Source organism: Pseudomonas abieticivorans (assembly GCF_023509015.1).
Lineage (GTDB): Bacteria > Pseudomonadota > Gammaproteobacteria > Pseudomonadales > Pseudomonadaceae > Aquipseudomonas > Aquipseudomonas abieticivorans.
This window is the reverse complement of record NZ_CP094975.1, coordinates 1,299,330-1,322,782: the sequence shown is the minus strand read 5'-3', so window position 1 is coordinate 1,322,782 and position 23,453 is coordinate 1,299,330. Positions and strand designations below refer to the sequence as shown.

The window sequence follows — 23,453 nt, the reverse complement described above, 5'->3', positions numbered from 1 at the left end:
TGGATGAAGGGGGCCTTCAGCATTCGTGGCGTTGCTCGTCGTGGTTCTGTAAGATTTGCTCCCCTTCCGTCGTGTCTGTGAGCCCTCGCCGTGCTGCAAAATATTCGTGTTGTCCTGGTCAATACCAGCCACCCCGGCAATATCGGCGGGGCTGCGCGTGCCATGAAGAACATGGGCTTGTCGCGCCTGGTGCTGGTCGACCCGCTGGATTTTCCCTCCCATGAAGCCGACGCACGGGCATCGGGCGCCAGCGATGTGCTGGAAAACGCCCAGGTGGTGGCCACCCTTGAAGAGGCGCTGGTGGGTACCACGTTGGTGCTCGGCACCAGTGCCCGCGACCGCCGTATCCCTTGGCCGCTTTTGGACCCGCGCGAGTGCGGTACCAAAAGCGTCGAGGAGGCCGCCCAGGGCGGCGAGATCGCCTTGGTGTTCGGCCGTGAATACGCCGGCCTCACCAATGAAGAGCTGCAGCGATGTCATTTTCACGTGCACATCCCGTCGAACCCCGATTTCAGCTCGCTGAACCTGGGTGCGGCCGTGCAGGTGCTGGCGTACGAAGTGCGCATGGCCTGGCTGGCTGCCGAGGGGCAGGCGTCGAAGACCGAAAAAGTCGAAGTGGCTTCCGTGCGCAGTGGTGACGTTTCCACCACCGATGAAATGGAGCGCTTCTACGAGCACCTGGAAAAAACCCTGGTGGACATCGGCTTCCTCGACCTGCAAAGCCCGCGGCACCTGATGGCGCGCTTGCGTCGCCTGTACGGTCGCAGCTCGGTCAACCGGGCGGAAATGAATATTTTGCGTGGCATCCTCACGGAAACCCAGAAAGCGGCCCGTGGTGAGTCCCATAAGCGGAAGGATCAGTAAATGTTCGAGCGTCTGCGTGAAGACATCCAAAGCGTATTTCATCGTGACCCAGCGGCGCGCAATGCTTTTGAGGTGCTGACCTGCTACCCGGGCATGCACGCCATCTGGCTGCATCGTGCTTCGCACAAGCTGTGGAAGCTGGACTTCAAGCTGCTGGCACGCATTGTTTCCAACTTCGGCCGCTGGATGACCGGTATCGAGATCCACCCGGGTGCCAAGGTGGGCCGGCGGTTCTTCATCGACCACGGCATGGGCATCGTCATTGGCGAAACCGCCGAGATCGGCGACGACGTCACCATTTACCAGGGCGTGACCCTGGGCGGCACCAGCTGGAACAAGGGCAAGCGCCACCCCACGCTGGAAGATGGCGTGGTGGTGGGTGCGGGCGCCAAGGTGCTGGGCCCGTTCACCGTGGGTGCGGGGGCCAAGATCGGCTCCAACGCGGTGGTTACCAAGGCGGTGCCGGCCGGTGCCACGGCGGTGGGTATCCCGGGGCGCATCATCGTCAAGGAAGACGGCGAGCAGGACGCCAAGCGCAAGGCCATTGCCGAGAAGATCGGCTTTGATGCCTATGGTGTCAGTGGCGACATGCCGGACCCGGTGGCGCGTGCCATCGGCCAGTTGCTTGACCATCTGCACGCCGTGGACGGGCGCCTGGAGGATATGTGCGGGGCCATGACCCGGATGGGCAGTGATTACTGCGCCAAGGACCTGCCACAGTTGCGCGATGAGGATTTTGAGTGTGTGAAGGGCCAGGCGACCGACCGCTGATATTTGCAGCGTTCTTTTCGCGGATAAATCCGCTCCTACGGGTTGGTGCAGTCCCTTGTAGGGGCGGATTTATCCGCGAAGCAGTCACCGCCAGTGCGTGCGTTTGCTGCGTGCACCCGCTATCATATCGCGCCCGCATTACCGCTAATCCCGACTAAAGTGGTAGGTCTTATAGTTGACTTAAACACTCGGGAATTGCATACTTGAGCCTATTCCGTGATTCCCTTTCCGCAAAACCGTGGTACTAGCCATGCGACTGACTACTAAAGGCCGATACGCCGTGACCGCCATGCTTGACCTGGCGTTGCACGCGCAGCATGGCCCGGTCTCATTGGCCGATATCTCCGAGCGCCAAGGTATCTCCCTGTCTTACCTCGAACAGCTGTTCGCCAAGTTGCGCCGTGGCAACCTGGTATCCAGCGTTCGCGGGCCCGGTGGCGGCTATCAGCTGTCCCGTGAAATGGGCGGTATCCAAGTGGCCCAGGTGATCGATGCGGTCAACGAGTCGGTGGATGCAACCCGATGCCAGGGATTGGGCGATTGCCATCAAGGTGATACCTGCCTCACGCACCACTTGTGGTGTGATTTGAGCCAGCAGATCCATGAATTTTTAAGCGGTATCAGTTTGGCTGATCTTGTGACTCGCCGTGAGGTGCAAGAAGTAGCCCTACGTCAGGACCAGCGCCGCTGCAATAGCAGCACCAAGACGCTGCGCCTGGACAAGATCGAAACGTCCGCCGTCGAGTGACGGCCGTTGAGACACAGGCTTGCCTGCCTGATAGGAGAGATTTGATGAAGTTGCCGATTTACCTCGATTATTCCGCCACCACGCCGGTAGACCCGCGTGTCGCGCAGAAAATGAGTGACTGCCTGCTGGTTGACGGGAACTTCGGTAACCCGGCCTCGCGTTCCCACGTCTTTGGCTGGAAAGCCGAAGAAGCGGTCGAAAACGCCCGCCGCCAGGTTGCCGACCTGGTCAACGCCGACCCGCGTGAAATCGTCTGGACCAGCGGTGCCACCGAATCCGACAACCTGGCTATCAAGGGTGTCGCGCACTTCTACGGCTCCAAGGGCAAGCACCTGATCACCACCAAGATCGAGCACAAGGCGGTCCTGGACACCATGCGCCAGCTGGAACGCGAAGGCTTCGAGGTCACCTACCTCGAGCCGCGCGAAGACGGCCTGGTCACCGTGGAAATGATCGAAGCGGCGTTGCGCGAAGACACCATCCTGGTGTCGGTGATTCACGTGAACAACGAAATCGGCGTGATCAACGACATCGCCGGCATCGGCGAGCTGACCCGCTCCAAGGGCATCCTGTTTCACGTCGACGCGGCTCAGTCCACCGGCAAGGTCGACATCGACCTGTCCAAGCTGAAAGTCGACCTGATGTCGTTCTCTGCCCACAAGACCTACGGCCCCAAAGGCATCGGCGCGCTGTACGTCAGCCGCAAGCCGCGCGTACGTCTTGAAGCTGCCATGCACGGCGGCGGTCACGAGCGCGGCATGCGTTCGGGCACCCTGGCCACCCACCAGATCGTCGGCATGGGCGAAGCGTTCCATATCGCCAAGCAGGAAATGGCCGCTGAAAACGTGCGCATCAAGGCACTCAGCGATCGCTTCTTCAAGCAGGTCGAACACCTGGAAGAGCTGTACGTCAACGGCAGCCTGACTGCCCGCGTGCCGCACAACCTGAACCTGAGCTTCAACTACGTCGAAGGCGAGTCGCTGATCATGGCGCTCAAGGACCTGGCCGTATCGTCCGGTTCGGCCTGTACTTCGGCATCCCTCGAGCCTTCGTACGTACTGCGCGCCCTGGGCCGCAACGACGAGCTGGCACACAGCTCCATCCGTTTCACCTTCGGCCGCTTCACCACCGAAGAAGAAGTGGACTACGCCGCTGCCAAGGTCTGCGAGGCCGTCACCAAGCTGCGCGAATTGTCGCCGCTGTGGGACATGTTCAAAGATGGCGTCGACATTTCGAAAATCGAGTGGGCGGCGCACTAAGAAGCCGTCTTCAAGAACGGCTCCCTGATGAGTGAGGATTAAGTACCATGGCTTACAGTGAAAAGGTCATCGACCACTACGAGAACCCGCGCAACGTCGGCAAGATGAATGCCGAGGACCCGGACGTGGGCACCGGCATGGTCGGCGCTCCGGCCTGCGGTGACGTGATGCGCCTGCAGATCAAGGTCAACGAGCAAGGCATCATCGAAGACGCCAAGTTCAAGACCTACGGCTGCGGTTCGGCCATCGCTTCCAGCTCCCTGGCCACCGAGTGGATGAAGGGCAAGACGCTGGACGAGGCGGAAACCATCAAGAACACCCAGCTGGCTGAAGAGCTGGCGCTGCCGCCGGTGAAGATCCACTGCTCCGTACTCGCTGAAGACGCCATCAAGGCCGCCGTTCACGATTACAAGCAGAAGAAAGGTTTGCTCTAAGAGCTTTAAGTCGCTTGCTTGCAAGTAAGGAGTCTCGATGGCTATCAGCATGACAGAAGCCGCCGCCAAACACGTGCGCCGTTCCTTGGACGGCCGCGGCAAGGGCGAAGGTATCCGCTTGGGTGTACGCACCACGGGCTGCTCCGGTCTGGCCTATGTGCTGGAATTCGTCGACGCGACCGTTGAAGAGGATTTGGTGTTCGAGAGTCACGGCGAAAAAGTGATCATCGACCCCAAGAGCCTGACGTACCTTGATGGCACCGAGCTCGATTTCGTCAAGGAAGGGTTGAACGAAGGCTTCAAGTTCAACAACCCCAACGTACGCGGTGAGTGTGGCTGCGGCGAAAGCTTCAACATCTGAGGCTTTACGTGGGTACTCCTTGTCATTTCGCCTTGTTTGACCTGCAACCGAGCTTCCGCCTGGATCTCGAGCAGTTGGCCACGCGCTACCGAGAGTTGGCGCGTGGTGTCCATCCTGATCGCTTTGCCGACGCTTCCGAGCGAGAGCAGCGCGTGGCACTGGAAAAATCCGCCGGCCTGAACGATGCCTACCAGACCCTCAAGAGTGCGCCCAAGCGTGCGCGTTACTTGCTGGCCATCGGTGGGCATGAAGTGCCGCAGGAAGTCACGGTCCATGACCCTGACTTCCTGATGCAGCAGATGCAGTGGCGCGAAGAACTCGAAGACCTGCAAGACGCTGCCGACATCGACGGTGTCGCGGTGTTCAAGCGGCGCCTGAAGGTCGCCCAGGATCAACTGAACGATAGCTTTGCGGCCTGTTGGGATGACGCTGCGCAACGCGAGCAGGCCGAGCGCCTGATGCGGCGCATGCAGTTCCTCGACAAGCTCTCTTACGAAGTGCGCCAGCTAGAAGAGCGCCTCGACGACTAACCCAGTGCTCCTCCGGTCGCACGCCTGATATTCAGATAAGCATGGCCCTACTGCAGATCGCCGAACCCGGCCAAAGTCCCCAACCGCACCAGCGCAAGCTGGCGGTGGGTATTGACCTTGGCACTACCAATTCGCTGGTCGCTGCATTGCGCAGTGGTCTGTCCGAACCTTTGGCGGACGCCCAGGGGCAGGTCATCCTGCCGTCTGCCGTGCGCTACCACGCCGACCGTATCGAAGTAGGCAGCAGCGCCAAGGCAGCTGCCGCCAGTGATCCGCTCAACACCGTGCTGTCGGTCAAGCGCCTGATGGGTCGCGGCCTAGCCGACGTCAAGCAATTGGGCGAGCAGCTGCCTTACCGCTTCGTGGGCGGTGAGTCGCATATGCCGTTCATCGAAACCGTGCAGGGCCCCAAAAGCCCGGTCGAAGTCTCCGCCGACATCCTCAGGGTGCTGCGCCAGCGCGCAGAAGCCACCTTGGGTGGTGAGTTGGTAGGGGCGGTGATCACCGTGCCGGCCTACTTCGATGATGCCCAGCGCCAAGCCACCAAGGATGCCGCCAAGTTGGCGGGCCTGAACGTGCTGCGCCTGCTCAACGAGCCGACGGCTGCGGCCGTGGCCTACGGCCTGGACCAGCATGCCGAGGGCGTGGTGGCTATTTACGACCTGGGCGGCGGTACCTTCGATATCTCGATCTTGCGCCTGACCGGTGGTGTGTTCGAAGTGCTGGCCACCGGGGGCGACAGCGCCTTGGGCGGCGACGACTTCGACCACGTCATCGCCGGCTGGATCGTCGAGCAGGCAGGCCTGTCTTCGGACCTGGACCCCGGTGCACAACGTCAGTTGCTGCAAACCGCGTGTGCAGCCAAAGAGGCCTTGACCGTTGCTGACACCGTGGCTGTCAGCCATGGCGCCTGGCAAAGTGAGCTGAGCCGCGAGTTTTTCAACAGCCTGATCGAGCCGATGGTTGCTCGCAGCCTGAAAGCCTGCCGCCGTGCCGTCCGTGATTCCAACGTTGAGTTCGAAGAAGTCGGCGCCGTGGTCATGGTCGGTGGTTCCACCCGTGTGCCGCGTGTGCGCGAGGCGGTGGCCGAGCTGTTTGGCCGTGCACCGCTGACCGAGATCGACCCGGATCAGGTGGTCGCCATTGGCGCTGCCATCCAGGCTGATACCTTGGCCGGCAACAAGCGTGACGGCGGCGAGTTGCTGCTGCTCGACGTGATCCCGCTGTCCCTGGGGTTGGAGACCATGGGCGGGCTGATGGAGAAGGTGATTGCGCGCAACACCACCATTCCCGTCGCCCGTGCCCAGGATTTCACCACCTATAAAGACGGCCAGTCGGCCATGATGATTCATGTGCTGCAGGGCGAGCGCGAGCTGATCAGCGACTGCCGCTCCCTGGCGCGCTTTGAGTTGCGTGGCATTCCGCCCATGGTCGCGGGCGCGGCGAAAATCCGTGTCACCTTCCAGGTGGACGCCGATGGCCTGCTCAGTGTCGCCGCGCGCGAGCTGGGTTCGGGCGTTGAAGCCAGCATCCAGGTCAAGCCGTCCTACGGCCTGACCGATGGTGAAATCGCCAAGATGCTCAAGGATTCGTTCCAACATGCCAACGATGACAAAGTGGCACGCCAGTTGCGCGAGCACCAGGTTGACGCCGAGCGTCTGGTTGAAGCGGTCGAGGCCGCCTTGCTGGCCGACGGTGATCGCCTGTTGAGCGCGCAAGAGCGCCAGGCCATCGACTTTCAGGTCGACCAATTGCGTGAATTGATGGTCGGTTCCGATGGCGCCGCCATCGAGCAGCAGACCAAGCGTGTGTCGCAAGTGACGGATGCCTTTGCCGCCCGGCGCATGGATTTGACGGTAAAAGCCGCACTGTCCGGCCGCAACCTGAATGAGATTGAGGAATAACTGATGCCGCAGATCATTTTTCTGCCCCACGCCGAGCATTGCCCGGACGGTATGGTCGTCGAGGCCGAAACCGGCAAGTCGATCCTGGAAGTGGCACACGACAACCACATCGAGATCGAAAGTGCCTGTGGCGGCGTGTGCGCCTGCACCACCTGCCACTGCATCATCCGCGAGGGTTTTAACTCGCTGGAGGAGGCCGACGAGCTGGAAGAAGACTTCCTGGATCGCGCTTGGGGTCTTGAGCCCACCTCGCGCCTGAGCTGCCAGGCCAAGGTCGGGACCGAAGACATTACCGTCGAAATTCCGAAATACTCGCTCAACCATGCAGCCGAAGCGCCGCACTGATCGGGAGATTGTCATGTCTTACGGCTGGAATGATGTACAGCGTATTGCCGAGGAGTTGGCCGAGGCCAAGCCGGAAGTCAATCCGCTTTCGGTTAATTTCGTCGATCTGCAGCGATGGATCATGGAACTGCCCGATTTTGACAACACCTCTGGCCGTTGTGGCGAGAAGGTACTGGAGGCCGTGCAAGGCCTCTGGATCGAAGAATTGGACTGATCATCCGCGCAGGTTAGGCAATACCCCAGAACCCGCGTATAATTCGCGGGTTTAATTTTTCGCAAAAACCACTGTTTCTGGAGTTACACCATGGCTGTTCAACGTACTTTCTCCATCATCAAGCCTGACGCCGTCGCTAAAAACGTTGTTGGCGAAATCGTCACCCGTTTCGAAAAAGCCGGTCTGCAAGTCGTCGCTTCGAAAATGAAGCAACTGTCCAAGGCCGAAGCTGAAGGTTTCTACGCTGAGCACAGCGCTCGTGGTTTCTTCGGCGAACTGGTTGCCTTCATGATCTCCGGCCCTGTTGTCGTTCAGGTTCTGGAAGGCGAAGAAGCCATTGCTAAAAACCGTGAGCTGATGGGCGCTACCAACCCTAAAGAAGCTGCTGCCGGTACCATCCGCGCTGACTTCGCTGACTCCATCGACGCCAACGCTGTACACGGTTCGGACTCCGAAGCCGCTGCTGCACGTGAAATCTCGTACTTCTTCGCAGCTACCGAAGTCTGCGCACGCACTCGCTAAGCGATTGGGTGAAGGTGAAACCATGAATGACATGACTGGCAAGACAAACCTGTTGGGGCTGACTCAACCGGAAATGGAACAGTTCTTCGACTCGATCGGGGAGAAGCGCTTTCGTGCCGGTCAGGTCATGAAGTGGATCCACCATTTTGGCGTCGATGATTTCGACGCCATGACGAACGTCAGCAAGGCCTTGCGCGAAAAGCTCAAGGTCTGTGCTGAAATTCGCGGCCCCGAAGTGGTCAGCGAGGACATCTCCACCGACGGCACCCGTAAATGGGTAGTGCGAGTGGCGTCCGGCAGCTGCGTCGAGACCGTGTACATCCCCCAGGGCAAGCGCGGCACCTTGTGTGTTTCGTCCCAGGCGGGCTGTGCCCTGGATTGCAGTTTCTGCTCCACGGGCAAACAAGGCTTCAATAGCAACCTCACCGCCGCCGAAGTGATCGGCCAGGTGTGGATTGCCAACAAATCTTTCGGCAGTGTCCCGGCTACCGTCGACCGTGCCATCACCAACGTGGTGATGATGGGCATGGGTGAGCCATTGCTGAACTTCGACAACGTGGTCGCCGCCATGCATCTGATGATGGATGACCTGGGCTACGGCATCTCCAAGCGCCGGGTGACCCTGTCCACCTCGGGCGTGGTGCCGATGATCGACGAGTTGGCCAAGCACATCGATGTGTCCCTGGCCCTGTCGCTGCACGCGCCTAACGACGCGCTGCGCAACGAACTGGTTCCGATCAACAAGAAATACCCGCTCAAGGTATTGCTCGAATCCTGCCAGCGCTACATGTCGTCGCTGGGCGAGAAACGTGTGCTTACCATTGAGTACACCTTGCTCAAGGACGTAAACGATAAGCTGGAGCACGCGATCGAAACGGCCGAGTTGCTCAAGAACGTCCCGTGCAAAATCAACTTGATCCCGTTCAACCCGTTCCCCCATTCGGGTTACGAGCGACCGAGCAACAATGCCATCCGTCGCTTCCAGGATCATTTGCACCAGGCCGGTTTCAATGTCACGGTACGTACTACCCGTGGCGAAGACATCGACGCGGCCTGTGGCCAATTGGTCGGGCAGGTGATGGACCGCACCCGACGCAGCGAACGCTATATCGCCGTACGGCAGCTCAATGCCGATGGCGACATGCCGCTTGACGCTGCGAACCGCTCCTAAGAGAGGATCTCTATGACCCTGCGCGCCGCGCTGTTGCTACTGTTTGTCAGCCTGTTGGCTGGGTGCGTCACCACGGGTCAAGTCAACCCGATGAGTACCAGCAAGGGCCGTGACGAAGCGCGCAAGGCCTACGTGCAGCTGGGCATCGGCTACCTGCAGGAGGGCGCGGCGGAACGCGCCAAGGTGCCACTGAAAAAGGCCCTGGAGCTGGATGCTTCCGACCCTGACGCCAACGCGGCGCTGGGCCTGGTGTTCCAGGCCGAGATGGAGCCCAAGCTTGCCGACGAGTATTTTCGCAAGGCCATTTCCAGTCGCGGCGACGATGCGCGTATCCTGAACAACTACGGCAGCTTCCTGTACGAGCAAAAGCAGTATCAGGACGCTTACGCGATGTTTGAAAAAGCCTCGGCCGACATCCTGTACCCTGAGCGTTCCCGGGTGTTCGAGAACATGGGCATGACCGCGCTCAAGCTCGGCCAGCGTGAACAGGGCCAGCAATTGCTCGACAAAGCCCTGCGCCTCAATGGCCAGCAACCGCGTGCACTGCTTGAAATGGCTGAGTTGTCTTACGAAGACAGGCATTATGTGCCCTCGCGTGGTTACTACGACCGTTTCAGCCAGATGAGCGAGCAAAACGCCCGCAGCCTGTTGTTGGGCACGCGGCTGGCGAAGGTGTTCGAAGACAAGAACAAAGCGGCCAGTTTTGGCCTGCAACTCAGAAGACTCTATCCCGGTACGCCGGAATATCAGCAATACCTGTCGGAGCAATGATGAAAGCGGCGCATCCCGAAGTTGTAGCAGCGACTCGCGTGAACCCTGGTGAGACCTTGCGCCAGGCCCGCGAAAGCCGTGGCTGGTCGCTAGCCGAAGTGGCAGTGAAGCTCAACCTGACCGTCAGCTCCCTTGGCAACCTTGAGGCGGGCGCGTTCGACAAGCTGCCCGGGCACACATTTGCCCGGGGCTATATCCGCGCCTACGCGAAATTGCTCGGCATGGATCAGGCGCCGCTGGTGCTGGCCTTCGACCAGGCCACTGGCAGCCATTCCCAGGGCAGTGAAGTGCACAGCCTGGGCCGCATCGAGGAACCGGTGCGCCTGTCGCACAATATTCTGCGCGGGGTCAGCCTGCTGCTCCTGCTGGCCGTGGTCGGCGGTGGCTTTTTCTGGTGGCAGGACCAGAACAACCAGCGCAGCAAAGACCAGTCGGGCTTGGCCATGGAGCACGTCGAGGTCGAAAGCGCCGACGGCACCACCCAGATCCACCCGATCGACGAGCCTGAAGACCAGGCCGTGACCGAGGCCGAGAAAGACGGCAGCAGCACCGCGCTGAGCCTGAACCAGGGTCAGCCACCGGTAGACCCGGCCACCACCGGTACGCCGGCATCGCCAGCCACCGTTGCGGCCCAGGCCGGCGTACCCGTGGCCACTGCGGCGCCGACCACCACCGCACCGGTAGCACCAAGTGCTCCTGCCGTGGCGCACACGCCCGCTGTCGCCGCGCCCGCACCCGCTGCACCGGCTGCCGCCGCCAGCGAGCCGGTTGCCGGCAGCGGCCAACTGCAGTTTCAGTTCACCGCCGACTGCTGGACCCAGGTCACCGATGCCAATGGCAAGGTCCTGCTCAGCGGTCTCAAGCGCAAGGGCGAAAGCCTGTCGCTGAGCGGCAAGCCGCCGTTCGCGGTCCGCCTGGGCTATGCCCGCGGTGCGCAAATCTCGTATAACGGCCAGCCCGTTGATGTCGCGCCCTTTACCTCGGGCGAAACGGCTCGCATGAAAGTGGGGCAGTAAAACCATGCACGGCGAATCACCGATCAAACGTCGCGTCTCTCGTAAAATCTGGGTAGGTAATGTGCCTGTCGGCGGCGATGCACCCATCGCGGTCCAGAGCATGACCAACACCGACACCAACGACGTCGCGGCCACCGTTGCGCAGATCATGCGCCTGGAAGATGCCGGCGCCGATATCGTGCGCGTGTCCGTGCCCGACATGGACGCCGCCGAGGCGTTCGGCAAGATCAAAAAGCTGGTGAACGTGCCGCTGGTGGCCGACATTCACTTCGACTACAAGATCGCCCTGCGCGTGGCCGAGCTGGGCGTCGATTGCCTGCGCATCAACCCGGGCAACATCGGCCGTGAAGACCGTGTGCGCGCCGTGGTCGATGCCGCCCGTGACCGCGGCATCCCGATCCGCATCGGCGTGAACGCCGGTTCGCTGGAAAAAGACCTGCAGAAAAAGTACGGCGAACCCACCCCGGCAGCCTTGGTGGAGTCGGCTCTGCGCCATGTAGAGCACTTGCAGCGCCTGAATTTCGAAGACTTCAAGGTCAGCGTCAAGGCCTCGGACGTGTTCATGGCCGTCGAAGCCTACCGCCTGCTGGCCAAGGAAATCATCCAGCCGCTGCACCTGGGCATCACCGAAGCCGGTGGTTTGCGCTCAGGCACAGTGAAATCCGCCGTGGGCCTAGGTATGCTGCTCGCCGACGGGATTGGCGATACCATCCGCATCTCGTTGGCGGCAGACCCGGTCGAGGAAGTGAAAGTCGGTTACGACATCCTCAAGTCCCTGCGCCTGCGTTCGCGTGGCATCAACTTCATCGCCTGCCCGAGCTGCTCGCGGCAGAACTTCGATGTGGTCAAGACCATGAACGAGTTGGAAGGGCGCCTGGAAGACCTGCTGGTACCCTTGGATGTCGCCGTGATCGGCTGTGTGGTCAACGGCCCCGGCGAGGCCAAGGAAGCCCATGTTGGCCTGACCGGCGGCACGCCGAACCTGATCTACATCGACGGCAAGCCTGCGCAAAAGCTGACCAACGAGAACCTGGTGGATGAGCTCGAGAGGCTGATCCGGCGCAAGGCGGCCGAAAAAGTCGAAGCCGACGCGGCGCTGATCGCCCGCGGCTGAACAGCATTTTAAGGATTACCCGTGAGTAAGACGCTGCAAGCCATTCGTGGCATGAACGACCTCCTGCCGGACCAGACGCCCCTGTGGCGCTATTTCGAAAGCACCGTGGCAGGCTTGCTGGACACCTACGGCTACCGCCAGGTGCGCATGCCGATCGTGGAGTTCACCGAACTGTTCAAGCGTTCGATCGGCGAAGTCACCGACATCGTCGAAAAAGAGATGTACACCTTCGAGGACCGCAACGGCGATTCGCTGACCCTGCGCCCCGAAGGCACCGCCGCGTGCGTGCGGGCCATGCTGGAACACGGCCTGACCGGTGGTGGCCAGGTGCAGAAGTTGTGGTACATCGGCCCGATGTTCCGCCACGAGCGTCCGCAAAAAGGCCGCTATCGCCAGTTCCACCAGATCGGCCTGGAAGTGTTCAACCTGGAAGGGCCGGACATCGATGCCGAACTGATCGTGTTCACGGCGCGCCTGTGGAAGGCCCTTGGTATCAGCGACGCGGTTACCCTGGAACTCAACAGCCTGGGTACCAGTGAGGCGCGTGCGCGCTACCGTGGCGCGCTGGTGGAGTTCCTCACCGCGCACCTGGACAAGATCGACGAGGACAGCCAGCGCCGGTTGAAAACCAACCCGCTGCGCGTGCTGGACACCAAGCACCCGGAAACCCAGGCCGTGCTGGTGAACGCGCCCAAGCTTGCCGATTACCTGGACGAAGAGTCGCGCGTGCACTTCGAGGGCCTCAAGGCTCGCCTGGACGCCGTGGGCATTCCCTACGTGATCAACCCCAAGCTGGTGCGTGGCCTGGACTACTACAGCAAGACGGTATTTGAATGGGTCACCGACAAGCTCGGCGCCCAAGGCACCGTGTGCGCCGGTGGCCGCTACGATGGCCTGGTCGAGCAGATGGGCGGCAAGCCGACCCCAGGCGTGGGCTTTGCCATGGGCATCGAGCGCCTGATCCTGATGCTTGAAACCCTGGGCCAGGTGCCGGAGTCCATTGCCCGTACGGTCGACGTCTACCTGTGCGCCTTTGGCGAGCAGGCAGAGCTGGCCGGCCTTGCCTTGACCGAACGCCTGCGCGACCAACTGCCAGGCCTGCGCCTGCAGGTGAACGCCGGTGCCGGCAGCTTCAAGAGCCAGTTCAAGAAGGCCGACAAGAGCGGTGCGCTCTATGCCTTGATCCTGGGGGACGACGAACTGGCGCAACAAGTGGTAGGTTTCAAACCCCTGCGTGGCCAGGGCGAACAACAAAACATTGCCTGGGATGCTCTGGCCGAGCATCTGGCTTCCTGCGTCGTGCAGGGTTGAATTGAAGCTGTCAAAACAGCCGAATTTGCAAAATAGGAGTATTGGGGTGTCAGGTACCGAAGATGAACAGCTCGCCGAGCTGAAAGACTGGTGGCAGCGCAACGGCAAACCGTTGGTTACCGGTGGCCTGTTGGCTCTGGTGGTCGTGTTCGGCTGGCAGGCCTGGCAGAAGTACCAGGGCAACCAGGCTCAGGGCGCCTCCAACCTGTATCAGCAACTGCTTGAAACCGCCTTGAACCCGACCGGCAAACCGGACGTGGCCCAGGTCGCGGACCTGGCTGGCAAGCTCAATACCAACTATGCCGGTACCTCGTACGCGCAGTACGGCAGCCTGTTCGTCGCCAAGGTGGCGGTGGACAACGGCAAGCTGGACGACGCTGCCAGCGAGCTCAAAGCCATTGTCGACAAGCCAAGCAACCCGGCGCTGGGCGAGATTGCCCGTCAGCGCCTGGCGCAGGTACTGGCCGCGCAGAACAAGGCCGACGACGCCCTGAAGCTGCTTGACGGTGACGCCGACAAGGCGTTCCTGGCCAGCCGCGAAGAGCTTAAAGGCGACCTGCTGGTGCAGTTGGGTCGTGCCGACGATGCTTATGCCGCTTATCAAAAGGCCAAGGCCGCTCTGTCCGACGAGGCAGCAGTGGGTGGCTTACAAATCAAGCTGGACGACTTGGCCAAAGGGGATGCGTGACGTGAGCCGTTGGAAACATGCGGGATTGCTGGCCCTGGTCATTTTGGCCGCGGGTTGCAGCAGCAATAGCAAGAAGGAATTGCCACCGGCCGAGCTGCACGACTTCAAAGAAGAAGTGGTGTTGCATAAGGAATGGAGCCGTTCGATCGGCGACGGTCAGGGCAAGACCTACAACATGCTGGTACCGGCCATCGAGAACGACAGCATCTATGCCGCTGACGTGACCGGCGTGGTGATGGCCATGAACCGCCTGAACGGCGACGTGACCTGGAAGAAAGACCTCGAGCTGCCGGTTTCCGGTGCGGTCGGCGTGGGCTACGGCCTGGTAATGATCGGCACTATCCGTGGTGACGTGATTGCCCTGGACGCCACCAACGGCGAAGAAAAATGGCGCGCGCGCGTCACCAGCGAAGTCCTGGCCCCGCCAGCTTCCAACGGTGACGTGGTGGTGGTGCAAACCCAAGACGATCGCTTGATCGGCCTGGACGCCAGCACTGGCAGCCAGCTGTGGCAATATGACAGTACCCCGGCGGTGCTGACCTTGCGTGGCACCGGTGCCCCGCTGGTCACCAACCACCTGGCCATCGCCGGCCTGTCGACCGGTAAAGTGGTCGCCCTGGACGTGCGCAATGGCGTACCGGTCTGGGAACAGCGCATTGCCGTGCCGCAAGGCCGCTCGGAGCTGGATCGCGTGGTGGATATCGACGGCGGCTTGCTGCTGTCTGGCGGTACACTGTACGTGGCCAGCTACCAGGGCCGCATGGCCGGCCTGGACCTGGAAAGCGGTCGCATCCTCTGGCAGCGTGACGCTTCCAGCTATGCCGGTGTGGCCCAAGGCTTCGGCAGCGTTTATATTGCCGGCGCCAATGGCACCGTCGAAGGCGTTGACGAGCGTTCCACCACCTCGCTGTGGAGCAACGACTCCCTGGCTCGCCGCCAACTGTCCGCGCCGGAAGTGTTTTCCAGCTACGTGGCGGTGGGCGACTTCGAAGGTTACCTGCACCTGCTTAGCCAGGTTGACGGCCGCTTCGTAGGGCGTGAAAAGATTGACGGCGACGGCCTGCGGGCCCGTCCGCTGGTAGATGGCAACATGATTTACGTGTTTGGCAACAGCGGCAAGCTCGAAGCGCTGTCCATCAAGTAAGGGTTGTCTATGCTCAAGGTCTGAAGGCCTTGTGCAGCCCCTCCAAGGTGGGGCGCGCGGTGCAGGTACTGGCCGCTTCGAACTCCGGCCGCTGCCTGCAGCGGCCTTTGTATTTTCTGAAATAACGCAGTGGAGAGCCTAATGGTTCCCGTAATCGCCCTGGTGGGCCGACCGAACGTCGGCAAGTCCACCATGTTCAACCGCCTGACCAAGAGCCGCGACGCTATTGTCGGCGACCTGTCTGGTCTTACCCGTGATCGCCAATACGGAGAGGCGCGCTGGCAAGGGCGTTCCTATATTCTGGTCGACACCGGTGGTATTTCCGGTGACGAGCATGGCATGGACGAAAAAATGGCCGAGCAGTCGCTGCTGGCCATCGAAGAAGCCGATGTGGTGCTGTTCCTGGTTGATGCGCGCGCTGGCTACACCGCCGCCGACCAGATGATCGCCGAGCATTTGCGCAAGCGTAACAAGCGCTCCATCCTGGTCGCCAACAAGATCGACAATATCGATCCTGAAATGGCCCGCGCCGAATTCGCGCCGTTGGGCATGGGCCACGCCATCGGCGTTGCCGGTGCACAAGGCCGTGGCGTGAACACGTTGCTGGAGGCCGCCCTGGGCGAATTCCCGCGTGACGTGGAAGAAGTCGACCTGGCCGAAGGCGTTGCCGAAGGCGAAGAGCAGGTGCGCATCCCTGGCCCGAGCGAGAAGGATGGCATCAAGATTGCCATCATCGGCCGCCCGAACGTCGGCAAGTCGACCCTGGTCAACCGCATGCTGGGTGAAGACCGCGTTATCGTCTACGACGAGCCCGGCACCACCCGCGACAGCATCTACATCCCGTTCGAGCGTAACGACGAGAAGTACACGCTGATCGACACCGCCGGTGTACGCAAGCGCGGCAAGATCCACGAAGAGGTCGAGAAGTTCTCGGTGGTCAAGACGCTGCAGGCGATCAAAGACGCCAACGTGGTGATCTTCGTGATGGACGCCCGCGAAGGCGTGGTGGACCACGACCTGAACCTGCTGGGCTTTGCCCTGGAGTCGGGCCGTGCGATCGTCATCGCGCTGAACAAGTGGGACGGCATGGTGCCGAGCGAACGCGACTTCGTGAAGACCGAGCTGGAACGCCGGTTGTTCTTCGTCGACTTCGCCGATATCCACTTCATCTCGGCACTGCATGGCACCGGCGTGGGTAACCTCTACGCTTCGGTACAGGCCTCGTTCAAGTCGGCGATCACTCGCTGGCCGACCAACCGCCTGACCCAGATCCTCGAAGACGCGGTGCAAGAGCACCAGCCGCCGATGGTCAACAGCCGCCGCATCAAGCTGCGTTACGCTCACTTGGGTGGCGCCAACCCGCCGATTATCGTGATTCACGGTAACCAGGTAGAGCGCGTGCCCAAGTCGTATGTGCGTTACCTGGAAAACACCTACCGCCGCGTGCTCAAGCTGGTCGGTACACCGATCCGCATCGAGTTCAAGGGCGGCGATAACCCGTACGAAGGCAACAAGAACTCGCTTACCGACCGCCAGGTCAACAAGAAGCGCCGCTTGATGTCGCACCACAAGAAAGCCGACAAGAAGCGCCGCGACAAGCGCTGATCGTCTGCTCTCGTGGGAGCGCGGCTTACCGGCGATGGCGTCCTCAAGGTCGCCATCGCCGGCAAGCCGCGCTCCCACAGGTGTCTGGCGCAGGCTCTGCTTTCAAGGTTATCCTGCTAACCCCCGCGCCGCTCTGAGCCGGGTGTTTTGCAGGGAACGGCCCATGATCAGCAGTAAGTTGCCGAACGTCGGCACCACCATCTTCACCACCATGTCCCAGCTCGCCGCGCAAACCGGTGCGCTCAATCTGTCCCAGGGTTTTCCCGATTTCGACGGCCCCCAGGCACTGCGCGATGCAGTCGCCCGGCATATCGCCGACGGCCATAACCAATACGCCCCCATGACCGGTTTGCCCGCTTTACGCGAGCAGGTCGCGGCCAAGATCGCCCGCAGTTACGGGCGCACGGTGAACGCCGACACCGAGGTGACCATCACCCCGGGCGCCACCCAAGGGATTTTCTGCGCCATCCAGGCCGTGATCCGCACGGGCGACGAAGTGATCGTCTTCGACCCCTGCTACGACAGCTACGAGCCGTCGGTGGAGCTGGCCGGCGGCCGCTGCGTGCACGTGCAATTGGATGCCCAGGACTTTGCCATCGACTGGCAAAAGCTTCGCGATGCGCTCAGCCCGCGTACCCGCATGATCATCCTCAACAGCCCGCACAACCCCAGCGGCGCGCTGATCAGCCGCGCCGAACTGGACCAGTTGGCTGCGTTGATCGCCGACCGTGACATCTACCTGGTGAGCGACGAGGTGTACGAACACCTGGTGTTCGACGGGGTCAAACATGTGAGTGTGTTGGCCCACGAGCAGTTATACCAGCGTGCCTTCGTGGTCAGTTCGTTTGGTAAGACCTACCACGTGACGGGTTGGAAAACCGGCTACGTGGTGGCGCCACCGGCTTTGAGCGCTGAGTTGCGCAAGGTGCACCAGTACGTCAGCTTTTGTGGGGTCACGCCTTTGCAGTGGGCCTTGGCCGACTACATGGCGGCGCACCCGGAGCACGTCGACCAACTGCCCGCGTTCTACCAGGCCAAGCGCGACCTGTTCTGCGACCTGCTGACGCCATCGCGCTTCACCTTCAGCCGCGTGGCCGGTACCTATTTTCAGTTGGTCGACTACTCCGCCATTCGCCCGGACCTGAACGACGTCGACATGGCGTTGTGGATGACCCGCGAGCAGGGTGTGGCGACCATCCCGGTGTCGGTGTTCTACCAAACGCCGATCCCCGAACAACGCTTGGTGCGACTGTGTTTTGCCAAGCGCGAGGAGACCCTGCGAGCCGCAGCGGAAAAACTATGCGTGATTTGACAGCACTGCCCAATCTGAACCTGGCCCTGGTGCAAACCACCTTGGCCTGGCATGACCGCACCGCCAACTTAGAGCATTTCGATGCTTTGCTGGAGCAGGCGCGCGGGGCCGATCTGATCATCCTGCCCGAGATGTTCACCACCGGCTTCTCGATGCAATCCGAAACCCTGTGCGAACCGGAGAACGGCCCCGCCACCAAGTGGCTGAAGGCCCAGGCCGAGAAGCTCGACGCGGTGATCACTGGCAGCGTGATTATCCAGGCCGCCGATGGCAGCCATCGCAACCGGCTGCTGTGGGCCCGCCCGGACGGCGAGGTGCTGCACTACGACAAGCGCCACCTGTTTCGCATGGCCGGTGAGCACAATCACTACACCCCCGGCGACCGCCAGGTGCAGTTCGAGCTCAAGGGCTGGCGGGTGCGGCCGCTGATTTGCTACGACCTGCGCTTCCCGGTGTGGAGCCGCGACGCGGAAAGCACCGACCTGTTGCTGTACACCGCCAACTGGCCGGGTGCGCGGCGCCTGCATTGGAACCGCTTGCTGCCGGCCCGGGCGATCGAAAACCTGTGCTATGTGGCGGCAGTGAACCGCGTGGGTACCGATGGCAAGGGCTTCACCTACACCGGTGATAGCCAAGTGCTGGATTTTCAGGGCGAGAGTTTATTGAGCGCGGGGGAGGCGGACGGGGTGTTCCATGTGTCGCTGAGTTCGGCGGAGTTGGCGGCGTATCGCACGCGTTTCCCAGCCAACCTTGATGCGGATACCTTCGACCTTCATTGATGAGGTGCTCTTTTCGCTCGCTGGCCTGTAGGAGCGGATTCATCCGCGAAAAGATCACCACGGTTGGCCAGGTGCACCGCGGCGTTTGCTTCGCGGATGAATCCGCTCCTACAAGAGCGCGACCATCCTGTAGGAGCGGATTTATCCGCGAAACAGGCGACGCAAATTGCCTGACACACCGCAATGTCCTTTTCGCGGATTTCTCCGCGAAGCAGGCGCCGCCAATCCAAAGGCATAAAAAAAACCGGCCATCAGGGCCGGTTTCTTCACGCGACGAAGGCTTACGCGGCCTTGGACGCATCCTGCTGGCTCAACGACCGGTTCAGCGCACTGAACAGCGCGCGGAAGCTTGCCGTGGTGATGTTTTCATCCACGCCCACGCCATGCACCGGCTTGCCACCGGCCACGCGCAGTTCGATGTAGGCCGCAGCTTTTGCGTTGGTGCCTGCGCCGATGGCGTGTTCGTTGTAGTCCATGATTTCCACGGCAATCGGCAGTGCCGACACCAGGGCTTCCAAGGCGCCGTTGCCCTTGCCGTGCCAATGGGCGGTTTCGCCGTCGTTGTGCACTTCCACGTCGACCTTGCTGTTGCCGTTCTCTTCTTGCAGGCGGTGGCTAACCAGTGCGTACGGCACGTTGGCTTGCAGGTATTCCTTGTGCAGCAAGGCGTAGATCTGCTGCGCAGTCATTTCCAGGCCCAGGCGGTCGGTCTCGCCTTGTACCACTTGGCTGAATTCGATCTGCATGCGGCGTGGCAGGCTGATGCCGTATTCCTGTTCGAGCAGGTAGGTGATGCCGCCTTTGCCCGACTGGCTGTTGACGCGGATCACCGCCTCGTAGCTGCGGCCGATGTCGGCCGGGTCGATCGGCAAGTACGGCACTTCCCAGCGTGCGTCGTCTTTCTGCTGGGTGAAGCCCTTGCGGATGGCATCCTGGTGGGAGCCGGAGAACGCGGTGTGTACCAGGTCGCCCACGTACGGGTGGCGTGGGTGCACCGGGATCTGGTTGCACTCCTCGACCACTTTGCGCACGCCGTCGATGTCGCTGAAGTCCAGTTCAGGGTGGATGCCCTGGGTGTAAAGGTTCAGGGCCAGGGTCACCAGGTCGACGTTGCCGGTACGCTCGCCGTTGCCGAACAGGCAGCCTTCGACACGGTCGGCGCCGGCCATCAGGCCCAGTTCGGTGGCGGCAACGCCGGTGCCACGGTCGTTGTGGGTGTGCAGGCTGATCAGCACGCTGTCACGGCGCGACACGTGGCGGCCGAACCATTCGATCTGGTCGGCGTAGATGTTCGGGGTGGAGACTTCTACGGTGGCCGGCAGGTTGAGGATCACCTTGTGCTCAGGCGTCGGGTTCCACACCTCGATCACGGCGTCACACACCTCCACGGCGAACTCCAGCTCGGTGGCGCTGAAGGTTTCCGGCGAGTACTGGAAGGTCCACTGGGTTTCTGGCTGAAGGGCTGCGTATTTGACGAACAGCTTGGCCGCGTTCACCGCGATGTCTTTCACGCCTTGCTTGTCCTGGTTGAAGACGATGCGGCGGAAAGCCGGGCAGGTGGCGTTATACAGGTGGACGATGGCTTTCTTCGCGCCCTTGAGGGACTCGAAGGTGCGGGCGATCAAGTCTTCACGGGCTTGGGTCAGTACCTGGATGGTGGTGTCATCCGGGATGTGGCCGTCTTCGATCAGGGTGCGCACGAAGTCGAAGTCGGTTTGCGAAGCAGAAGGGAACGATGCTTCGATCTCTTTCACGCCAACAGCGACCAAAGTCTTCCAGAAACGCAGCTTCTTGACCGCGTCCATCGGCTCGATCAGCGACTGGTTACCGTCACGCAGGTCCGAGCTGCACCAGATGGGCGCGGTGGTGATGGTCTTCGACGGCCAGGTACGGTCCGCAATATCCACTTGGGCGAAGGCGCGGTACTTGTTCGACGGATCTTTGAGCATGGTCATCAGGGGCAATCCTAGTTGTGCGGCCTTTGAAAAGGGCCTGCCGTAATGCGAAGAGTTTCAGAGGGCGAGGCGACGCGATTCAGCTTGGTAGTCGTGCACTGACCAAGCTTAGGCAGCGGTGTTGGCGAAGCAAAATGAGGGTGTGAAGAGTTTTCATGCCTTCAACCCTAACCATTGGGGTGAAAGATGGCAAGCATCGTAAAATATTTGAGATAAATACTCGAAGTTAAAGGTAAAACGATATTTTGTGGCAGTAATTCATTGAGCGTTTTAATAAAATTGCGCAACCGGTTTGGACTGCGCAATCTGTAGGAGCGGATTTATCCGCGAAAAAGCCCCCTCGGCCCTATGGCTGAAACGCATTGATAAAAATCGCCGGATCCACCCGCGCATCGTTCAGGCTGATATTCCAATGCATATGCGGCCCCGTGGCCCGCCCGCTCTGGCCCACGCGCCCAACCACCGTGCCGCGCGGCACGATTTGCCCCAGCTTCACGTCAATACGCGACAAATGGCAGAACATGCTGATAAAGCCTTGGCCATGGTCGACGAACACCGTATTGCCATTGAAGAAGAAATTGCCCATCAGGATCACCTTGCCGCTGGCCGGGGTCTTGATCGGCGTGCCTGACGGCACGGCAAAGTCCAGGCCGGCGTGGGGGTTGCGCTCTTCACCGTTGAAAAACCGGCGCACGCCAAAGCGACTCGACAGCGGGCCGTCCACCGGCTTGTCCAGCAGCAGGTTGCTCGGGGTGCCCGGGGTGAACGTGCGGTAGGCAGTGGTTTGTATGGCCAGCTCCGAGTCGATGCGCTTCAGGTCGTCCGGGTTAGGGTTGACCATGCGGTTGTTTTTCAGGGTGATGTGCTGCTCGGGGTACTTTTTGTTGCCCACCGTGAAGTTGACGTTGCCCGCATCGCTGGTGACCTGCGCGGGGCCAGGCTTGAGGCTCAGCGGCAGGCCGACGATGGCGCGCCACTGCGTCTGCTCCTTGACCACCATCACCGGCTTGCCTTGGAAAAACGCCTTGGGCGCCGCGTTGCCCGAGCCCAGGTCGAGCACCGCCACGCCCCCTGGCACGGGCTTGTTCAGCAGGCGGGTGATGTAACTGTCGGCGTGGGCATTGGCAGTCAGGCATAGCAGAAGCAGGGCAGATAAAAAGCGAGGCATGCATCAATCCAGTAAAGAGAGGGTGACCGGTGTCAGGTGGTTGTCTTCAACCCGCACGTGCAGCTCGCCTTCGCCCAGGCGGGCAGTCAGGCGTTGGCCGGTACGGGTCTGTTCGGCGCTACGGATGGCCTGGCCGCGCTCATCCAACAGGATGCTGTAGCCACGGCCCAGGGTGGCCAGGGGGCTGACCACGTGCAAGGTCTGCATCTGCGCGTTCAACTGCTGGCGGCGGGCCTTGAGGCTGTCGCGCATGGCCCGCGGCAGCCGTTCGGCCAGGGTGTCGATGCGTTGCTTGAGCAGTGCCAGCACACGGCCGGGGTGTTGCCCGGCCAGGCGGGTTTCCAACTGGGCCAAGCGATGGCGGCGCAGGTTCAGGCGCTGCTCGAACGCACGGCGCATGCGCATGTCCAGGTCGTCCAGGCGCTGGGCTTGCTGGCGCAAGCGTTCACCGGGGTGGCGCAGGCGTTTGGTCAGGCCATCCAGGCGCAGGCGATCATGCAGCAGGCGGTTCTGGATGCGCATCAGCAGGCGTCGTTGCAGGCTTTCCAGGCGCCGTTGCAGGTCGCTTGAGTCGGGAGCCAGCAACTCAGCGGCGGCCGACGGCGTAGGCGCGCGCACGTCGGCCACGAAGTCACTGATCGACACGTCGGTCTCGTGGCCCACCGCGCTGACGATCGGCGTGATGCAAGCGTCCACGGCGCGGGCTACGGCCTCTTCGTTAAAGCACCACAGGTCCTCCAGCGAACCACCGCCACGGGCCAATATGATCGCATCAAAGCCTGCGCTGTCTGCCAACTTCAGTGCGCGCACGATTTGCGCGGTGGCTTCGCGGCCTTGCACGGCGGTGGGGATCAAGGTCAGTTCGACCTGCGGCGCACGGCGGCGGAACACGCTGATGATGTCGCGGATCACCGCGCCGGTGGGCGAACTGACGATGCCAATGCGCTGCGGGTGGGCGGGCAGGGGCACCTTGCGCTCGGCACTGAACAGGCCTTCGGCGCTAAGCTTGTCCTTGAGCGCATCGAACGCCAGGCGCAGCGCGCCGTCACCGGCCGGCTCCACGGTGTCGAGAATCAGTTGGTAGTCACCACGGCCCTCGAACAGCGAGACCTTGCCGCGCACCTTCACCGCCAAGCCGTCCTTGAGCGCCTGGCGCACGCGCTGGGCGTTCTGCCGGAACAGCGCGCAACGCACCTGGGCGCCGCTGTCTTTCAAGGTGAAATACACGTGGCCAGACGCCGGGCGGGCAAGGTTAGAGATTTCGCCTTGCACCCAGATATTGCTGAACACGTCTTCAAGCAGCACGCGTGCGCGGCCGTTGAGCTGGCTGACGGTGAGGACCTCGCGGTCCAGGCCGAGTCTTTCGAAAGGGTCTTTGATCATGGGGGGCATGATAAGGGTATAGGCATCATCCGGCGACCTGTAGGAGCGGATTCATCCGCGAAAAATGCGCCTCGGTGTGTCAGC

The 23,453-nt window shown here is 61.5% G+C and carries 24 protein-coding genes; 21 read left to right on the top strand and 3 right to left on the bottom strand.

What is annotated here, in order from left to right; genetic code table 11:
* The first annotated feature begins 90 nt into the window (after window positions 1–90).
* The 21 genes from trmJ to L9B60_RS05780 all read left to right on the top strand — a co-directional run bounded on the left by trmJ (window position 91) and on the right by L9B60_RS05780 (window position 18,863).
* Window positions 91–864: a tRNA (cytosine(32)/uridine(32)-2'-O)-methyltransferase TrmJ gene (trmJ, locus tag L9B60_RS05880; RefSeq protein ID WP_249677172.1), complete on the top strand. Its 774-nt coding sequence runs from the start codon at window positions 91–93 to the stop codon at window positions 862–864.
* Window positions 865–1,635, top strand: coding sequence for a serine O-acetyltransferase (cysE, locus tag L9B60_RS05875; RefSeq protein WP_249677170.1), 771 nt, complete (start codon window positions 865–867; stop codon window positions 1,633–1,635).
* Window positions 1,636–1,885: 250 nt separating this feature from the next.
* A complete protein-coding gene (iscR, locus tag L9B60_RS05870; protein ID WP_249677167.1) occupies window positions 1,886–2,383 on the top strand; it encodes a Fe-S cluster assembly transcriptional regulator IscR in 498 nt (165 codons plus the stop codon).
* 44 nt (window positions 2,384–2,427) lie between these two features.
* Complete coding sequence (locus tag L9B60_RS05865) at window positions 2,428–3,642, top strand: IscS subfamily cysteine desulfurase (protein ID WP_249677165.1); 1,215 nt, start codon at window positions 2,428–2,430, stop codon at window positions 3,640–3,642.
* Between the two features lie 47 nt (window positions 3,643–3,689).
* Entirely contained in the window at window positions 3,690–4,076 is a 387-nt protein-coding gene (iscU, locus tag L9B60_RS05860) for a Fe-S cluster assembly scaffold IscU (RefSeq protein ID WP_093463004.1), read from the top strand.
* Window positions 4,077–4,113: 37 nt separating this feature from the next.
* Window positions 4,114–4,437: an iron-sulfur cluster assembly protein IscA gene (gene iscA, locus L9B60_RS05855; protein ID WP_249677163.1), complete on the top strand. Its 324-nt coding sequence runs from the start codon at window positions 4,114–4,116 to the stop codon at window positions 4,435–4,437.
* Between the two features lie 8 nt (window positions 4,438–4,445).
* Window positions 4,446–4,967, top strand: coding sequence for a co-chaperone HscB (gene hscB, locus L9B60_RS05850; protein WP_249677161.1), 522 nt, complete (start codon window positions 4,446–4,448; stop codon window positions 4,965–4,967).
* A 41-nt stretch (window positions 4,968–5,008) separates the two neighbouring features.
* A complete protein-coding gene (hscA, locus tag L9B60_RS05845) occupies window positions 5,009–6,871 on the top strand; it encodes a Fe-S protein assembly chaperone HscA (RefSeq protein WP_249677159.1) in 1,863 nt (620 codons plus the stop codon).
* A 3-nt stretch (window positions 6,872–6,874) separates the two neighbouring features.
* On the top strand, window positions 6,875–7,216 hold the full coding sequence (gene fdx, locus L9B60_RS05840) for an ISC system 2Fe-2S type ferredoxin (RefSeq protein ID WP_249677158.1): 342 nt from the start codon (window positions 6,875–6,877) through the stop codon (window positions 7,214–7,216).
* 13 nt (window positions 7,217–7,229) lie between these two features.
* The gene (gene iscX, locus L9B60_RS05835) at window positions 7,230–7,430 is read left to right on the top strand and encodes a Fe-S cluster assembly protein IscX (RefSeq protein ID WP_249677156.1); all 201 of its coding nucleotides are present in this window, start codon (window positions 7,230–7,232) and stop codon (window positions 7,428–7,430) included.
* 90 nt (window positions 7,431–7,520) lie between these two features.
* Complete coding sequence (gene ndk, locus L9B60_RS05830; protein ID WP_249677154.1) at window positions 7,521–7,952, top strand: nucleoside-diphosphate kinase; 432 nt, start codon at window positions 7,521–7,523, stop codon at window positions 7,950–7,952.
* Between the two features lie 22 nt (window positions 7,953–7,974).
* A complete protein-coding gene (gene rlmN, locus L9B60_RS05825) occupies window positions 7,975–9,123 on the top strand; it encodes a dual-specificity RNA methyltransferase RlmN (RefSeq protein ID WP_249677152.1) in 1,149 nt (382 codons plus the stop codon).
* 12 nt (window positions 9,124–9,135) lie between these two features.
* Window positions 9,136–9,894 carry a type IV pilus biogenesis/stability protein PilW gene (pilW, locus tag L9B60_RS05820; protein WP_249677150.1) on the top strand — a complete coding sequence of 253 codons (759 nt, stop codon included), beginning with the start codon at window positions 9,136–9,138 and terminating at the stop codon, window positions 9,892–9,894.
* A complete protein-coding gene (locus L9B60_RS05815) occupies window positions 9,894–10,910 on the top strand; it encodes a RodZ domain-containing protein (RefSeq protein WP_249677148.1) in 1,017 nt (338 codons plus the stop codon). Before pilW ends, L9B60_RS05815 begins: the two co-directional genes overlap by 1 nt.
* Before the next feature lie 4 nt (window positions 10,911–10,914).
* Entirely contained in the window at window positions 10,915–12,024 is a 1,110-nt protein-coding gene (ispG, locus tag L9B60_RS05810; protein WP_249677145.1) for a flavodoxin-dependent (E)-4-hydroxy-3-methylbut-2-enyl-diphosphate synthase, read from the top strand.
* Window positions 12,025–12,045: 21 nt separating this feature from the next.
* Entirely contained in the window at window positions 12,046–13,335 is a 1,290-nt protein-coding gene (gene hisS / locus L9B60_RS05805) for a histidine--tRNA ligase (protein ID WP_249677143.1), read from the top strand.
* Between the two features lie 46 nt (window positions 13,336–13,381).
* On the top strand, window positions 13,382–14,023 hold the full coding sequence (locus L9B60_RS05800) for a YfgM family protein (protein ID WP_249677140.1): 642 nt from the start codon (window positions 13,382–13,384) through the stop codon (window positions 14,021–14,023).
* Entirely contained in the window at window positions 14,016–15,167 is a 1,152-nt protein-coding gene (bamB, locus tag L9B60_RS05795; protein ID WP_249677138.1) for an outer membrane protein assembly factor BamB, read from the top strand. The genes L9B60_RS05800 and bamB overlap by 8 nt, the downstream gene beginning before the upstream one ends.
* 141 nt (window positions 15,168–15,308) lie before the next feature.
* On the top strand, window positions 15,309–16,772 hold the full coding sequence (gene der / locus L9B60_RS05790; RefSeq protein ID WP_249677137.1) for a ribosome biogenesis GTPase Der: 1,464 nt from the start codon (window positions 15,309–15,311) through the stop codon (window positions 16,770–16,772).
* Between the two features lie 163 nt (window positions 16,773–16,935).
* Window positions 16,936–18,084: a pyridoxal phosphate-dependent aminotransferase gene (locus L9B60_RS05785; protein ID WP_249677135.1), complete on the top strand. Its 1,149-nt coding sequence runs from the start codon at window positions 16,936–16,938 to the stop codon at window positions 18,082–18,084.
* Window positions 18,072–18,863: an amidohydrolase gene (locus L9B60_RS05780; protein WP_249677132.1), complete on the top strand. Its 792-nt coding sequence runs from the start codon at window positions 18,072–18,074 to the stop codon at window positions 18,861–18,863. The genes L9B60_RS05785 and L9B60_RS05780 overlap by 13 nt, the downstream gene beginning before the upstream one ends.
* Before the next feature lie 281 nt (window positions 18,864–19,144).
* Here the strand turns inward: L9B60_RS05780 and leuA are convergent, their stop codons facing one another.
* The 3 genes from leuA to xseA all read right to left on the bottom strand — a co-directional run bounded on the left by leuA (window position 19,145) and on the right by xseA (window position 23,369).
* The gene (gene leuA, locus L9B60_RS05775; protein ID WP_249677130.1) at window positions 19,145–20,818 is read right to left on the bottom strand and encodes a 2-isopropylmalate synthase; all 1,674 of its coding nucleotides are present in this window, start codon (window positions 20,816–20,818) and stop codon (window positions 19,145–19,147) included.
* A gap of 346 nt (window positions 20,819–21,164) precedes the next feature.
* Window positions 21,165–21,986: a peptidoglycan DD-metalloendopeptidase family protein gene (locus L9B60_RS05770; protein ID WP_249677129.1), complete on the bottom strand. Its 822-nt coding sequence runs from the start codon at window positions 21,984–21,986 to the stop codon at window positions 21,165–21,167.
* Between the two features lie 3 nt (window positions 21,987–21,989).
* Window positions 21,990–23,369: an exodeoxyribonuclease VII large subunit gene (gene xseA / locus L9B60_RS05765; RefSeq protein WP_249677127.1), complete on the bottom strand. Its 1,380-nt coding sequence runs from the start codon at window positions 23,367–23,369 to the stop codon at window positions 21,990–21,992.
* Window positions 23,370–23,453: the final 84 nt, after the last annotated feature.

What these genes read in the sequence shown, in the direction of transcription:
- cysE (WP_249677170.1), top strand. Translation starts at nt 865, where the DNA reads ATGTTCGAGCGTCTGCGTGAAGACATCCAAAGCGTATTTCATCGTGAC.
- iscR (WP_249677167.1), top strand. Translation starts at nt 1,886, where the DNA reads ATGCGACTGACTACTAAAGGCCGATACGCCGTGACCGCCATGCTTGAC.
- L9B60_RS05865 (WP_249677165.1), top strand. Translation starts at nt 2,428, where the DNA reads ATGAAGTTGCCGATTTACCTCGATTATTCCGCCACCACGCCGGTAGAC.
- iscU (WP_093463004.1), top strand. Translation starts at nt 3,690, where the DNA reads ATGGCTTACAGTGAAAAGGTCATCGACCACTACGAGAACCCGCGCAAC.
- iscA (WP_249677163.1), top strand. Translation starts at nt 4,114, where the DNA reads ATGGCTATCAGCATGACAGAAGCCGCCGCCAAACACGTGCGCCGTTCC.
- hscA (WP_249677159.1), top strand. Translation starts at nt 5,009, where the DNA reads ATGGCCCTACTGCAGATCGCCGAACCCGGCCAAAGTCCCCAACCGCAC.
- fdx (WP_249677158.1), top strand. Translation starts at nt 6,875, where the DNA reads ATGCCGCAGATCATTTTTCTGCCCCACGCCGAGCATTGCCCGGACGGT.
- iscX (WP_249677156.1), top strand. Translation starts at nt 7,230, where the DNA reads ATGTCTTACGGCTGGAATGATGTACAGCGTATTGCCGAGGAGTTGGCC.
- ndk (WP_249677154.1), top strand. Translation starts at nt 7,521, where the DNA reads ATGGCTGTTCAACGTACTTTCTCCATCATCAAGCCTGACGCCGTCGCT.
- rlmN (WP_249677152.1), top strand. Translation starts at nt 7,975, where the DNA reads ATGAATGACATGACTGGCAAGACAAACCTGTTGGGGCTGACTCAACCG.
- pilW (WP_249677150.1), top strand. Translation starts at nt 9,136, where the DNA reads ATGACCCTGCGCGCCGCGCTGTTGCTACTGTTTGTCAGCCTGTTGGCT.
- L9B60_RS05815 (WP_249677148.1), top strand. Translation starts at nt 9,894, where the DNA reads ATGAAAGCGGCGCATCCCGAAGTTGTAGCAGCGACTCGCGTGAACCCT.
- ispG (WP_249677145.1), top strand. Translation starts at nt 10,915, where the DNA reads ATGCACGGCGAATCACCGATCAAACGTCGCGTCTCTCGTAAAATCTGG.
- bamB (WP_249677138.1), top strand. Translation starts at nt 14,016, where the DNA reads ATGCGTGACGTGAGCCGTTGGAAACATGCGGGATTGCTGGCCCTGGTC.
- der (WP_249677137.1), top strand. Translation starts at nt 15,309, where the DNA reads ATGGTTCCCGTAATCGCCCTGGTGGGCCGACCGAACGTCGGCAAGTCC.
- L9B60_RS05785 (WP_249677135.1), top strand. Translation starts at nt 16,936, where the DNA reads ATGATCAGCAGTAAGTTGCCGAACGTCGGCACCACCATCTTCACCACC.
- L9B60_RS05780 (WP_249677132.1), top strand. Translation starts at nt 18,072, where the DNA reads ATGCGTGATTTGACAGCACTGCCCAATCTGAACCTGGCCCTGGTGCAA.
- leuA (WP_249677130.1), bottom strand. Translation starts at nt 20,818, where the DNA reads ATGACCATGCTCAAAGATCCGTCGAACAAGTACCGCGCCTTCGCCCAA.
- L9B60_RS05770 (WP_249677129.1), bottom strand. Translation starts at nt 21,986, where the DNA reads ATGCCTCGCTTTTTATCTGCCCTGCTTCTGCTATGCCTGACTGCCAAT.
- xseA (WP_249677127.1), bottom strand. Translation starts at nt 23,369, where the DNA reads ATGATCAAAGACCCTTTCGAAAGACTCGGCCTGGACCGCGAGGTCCTC.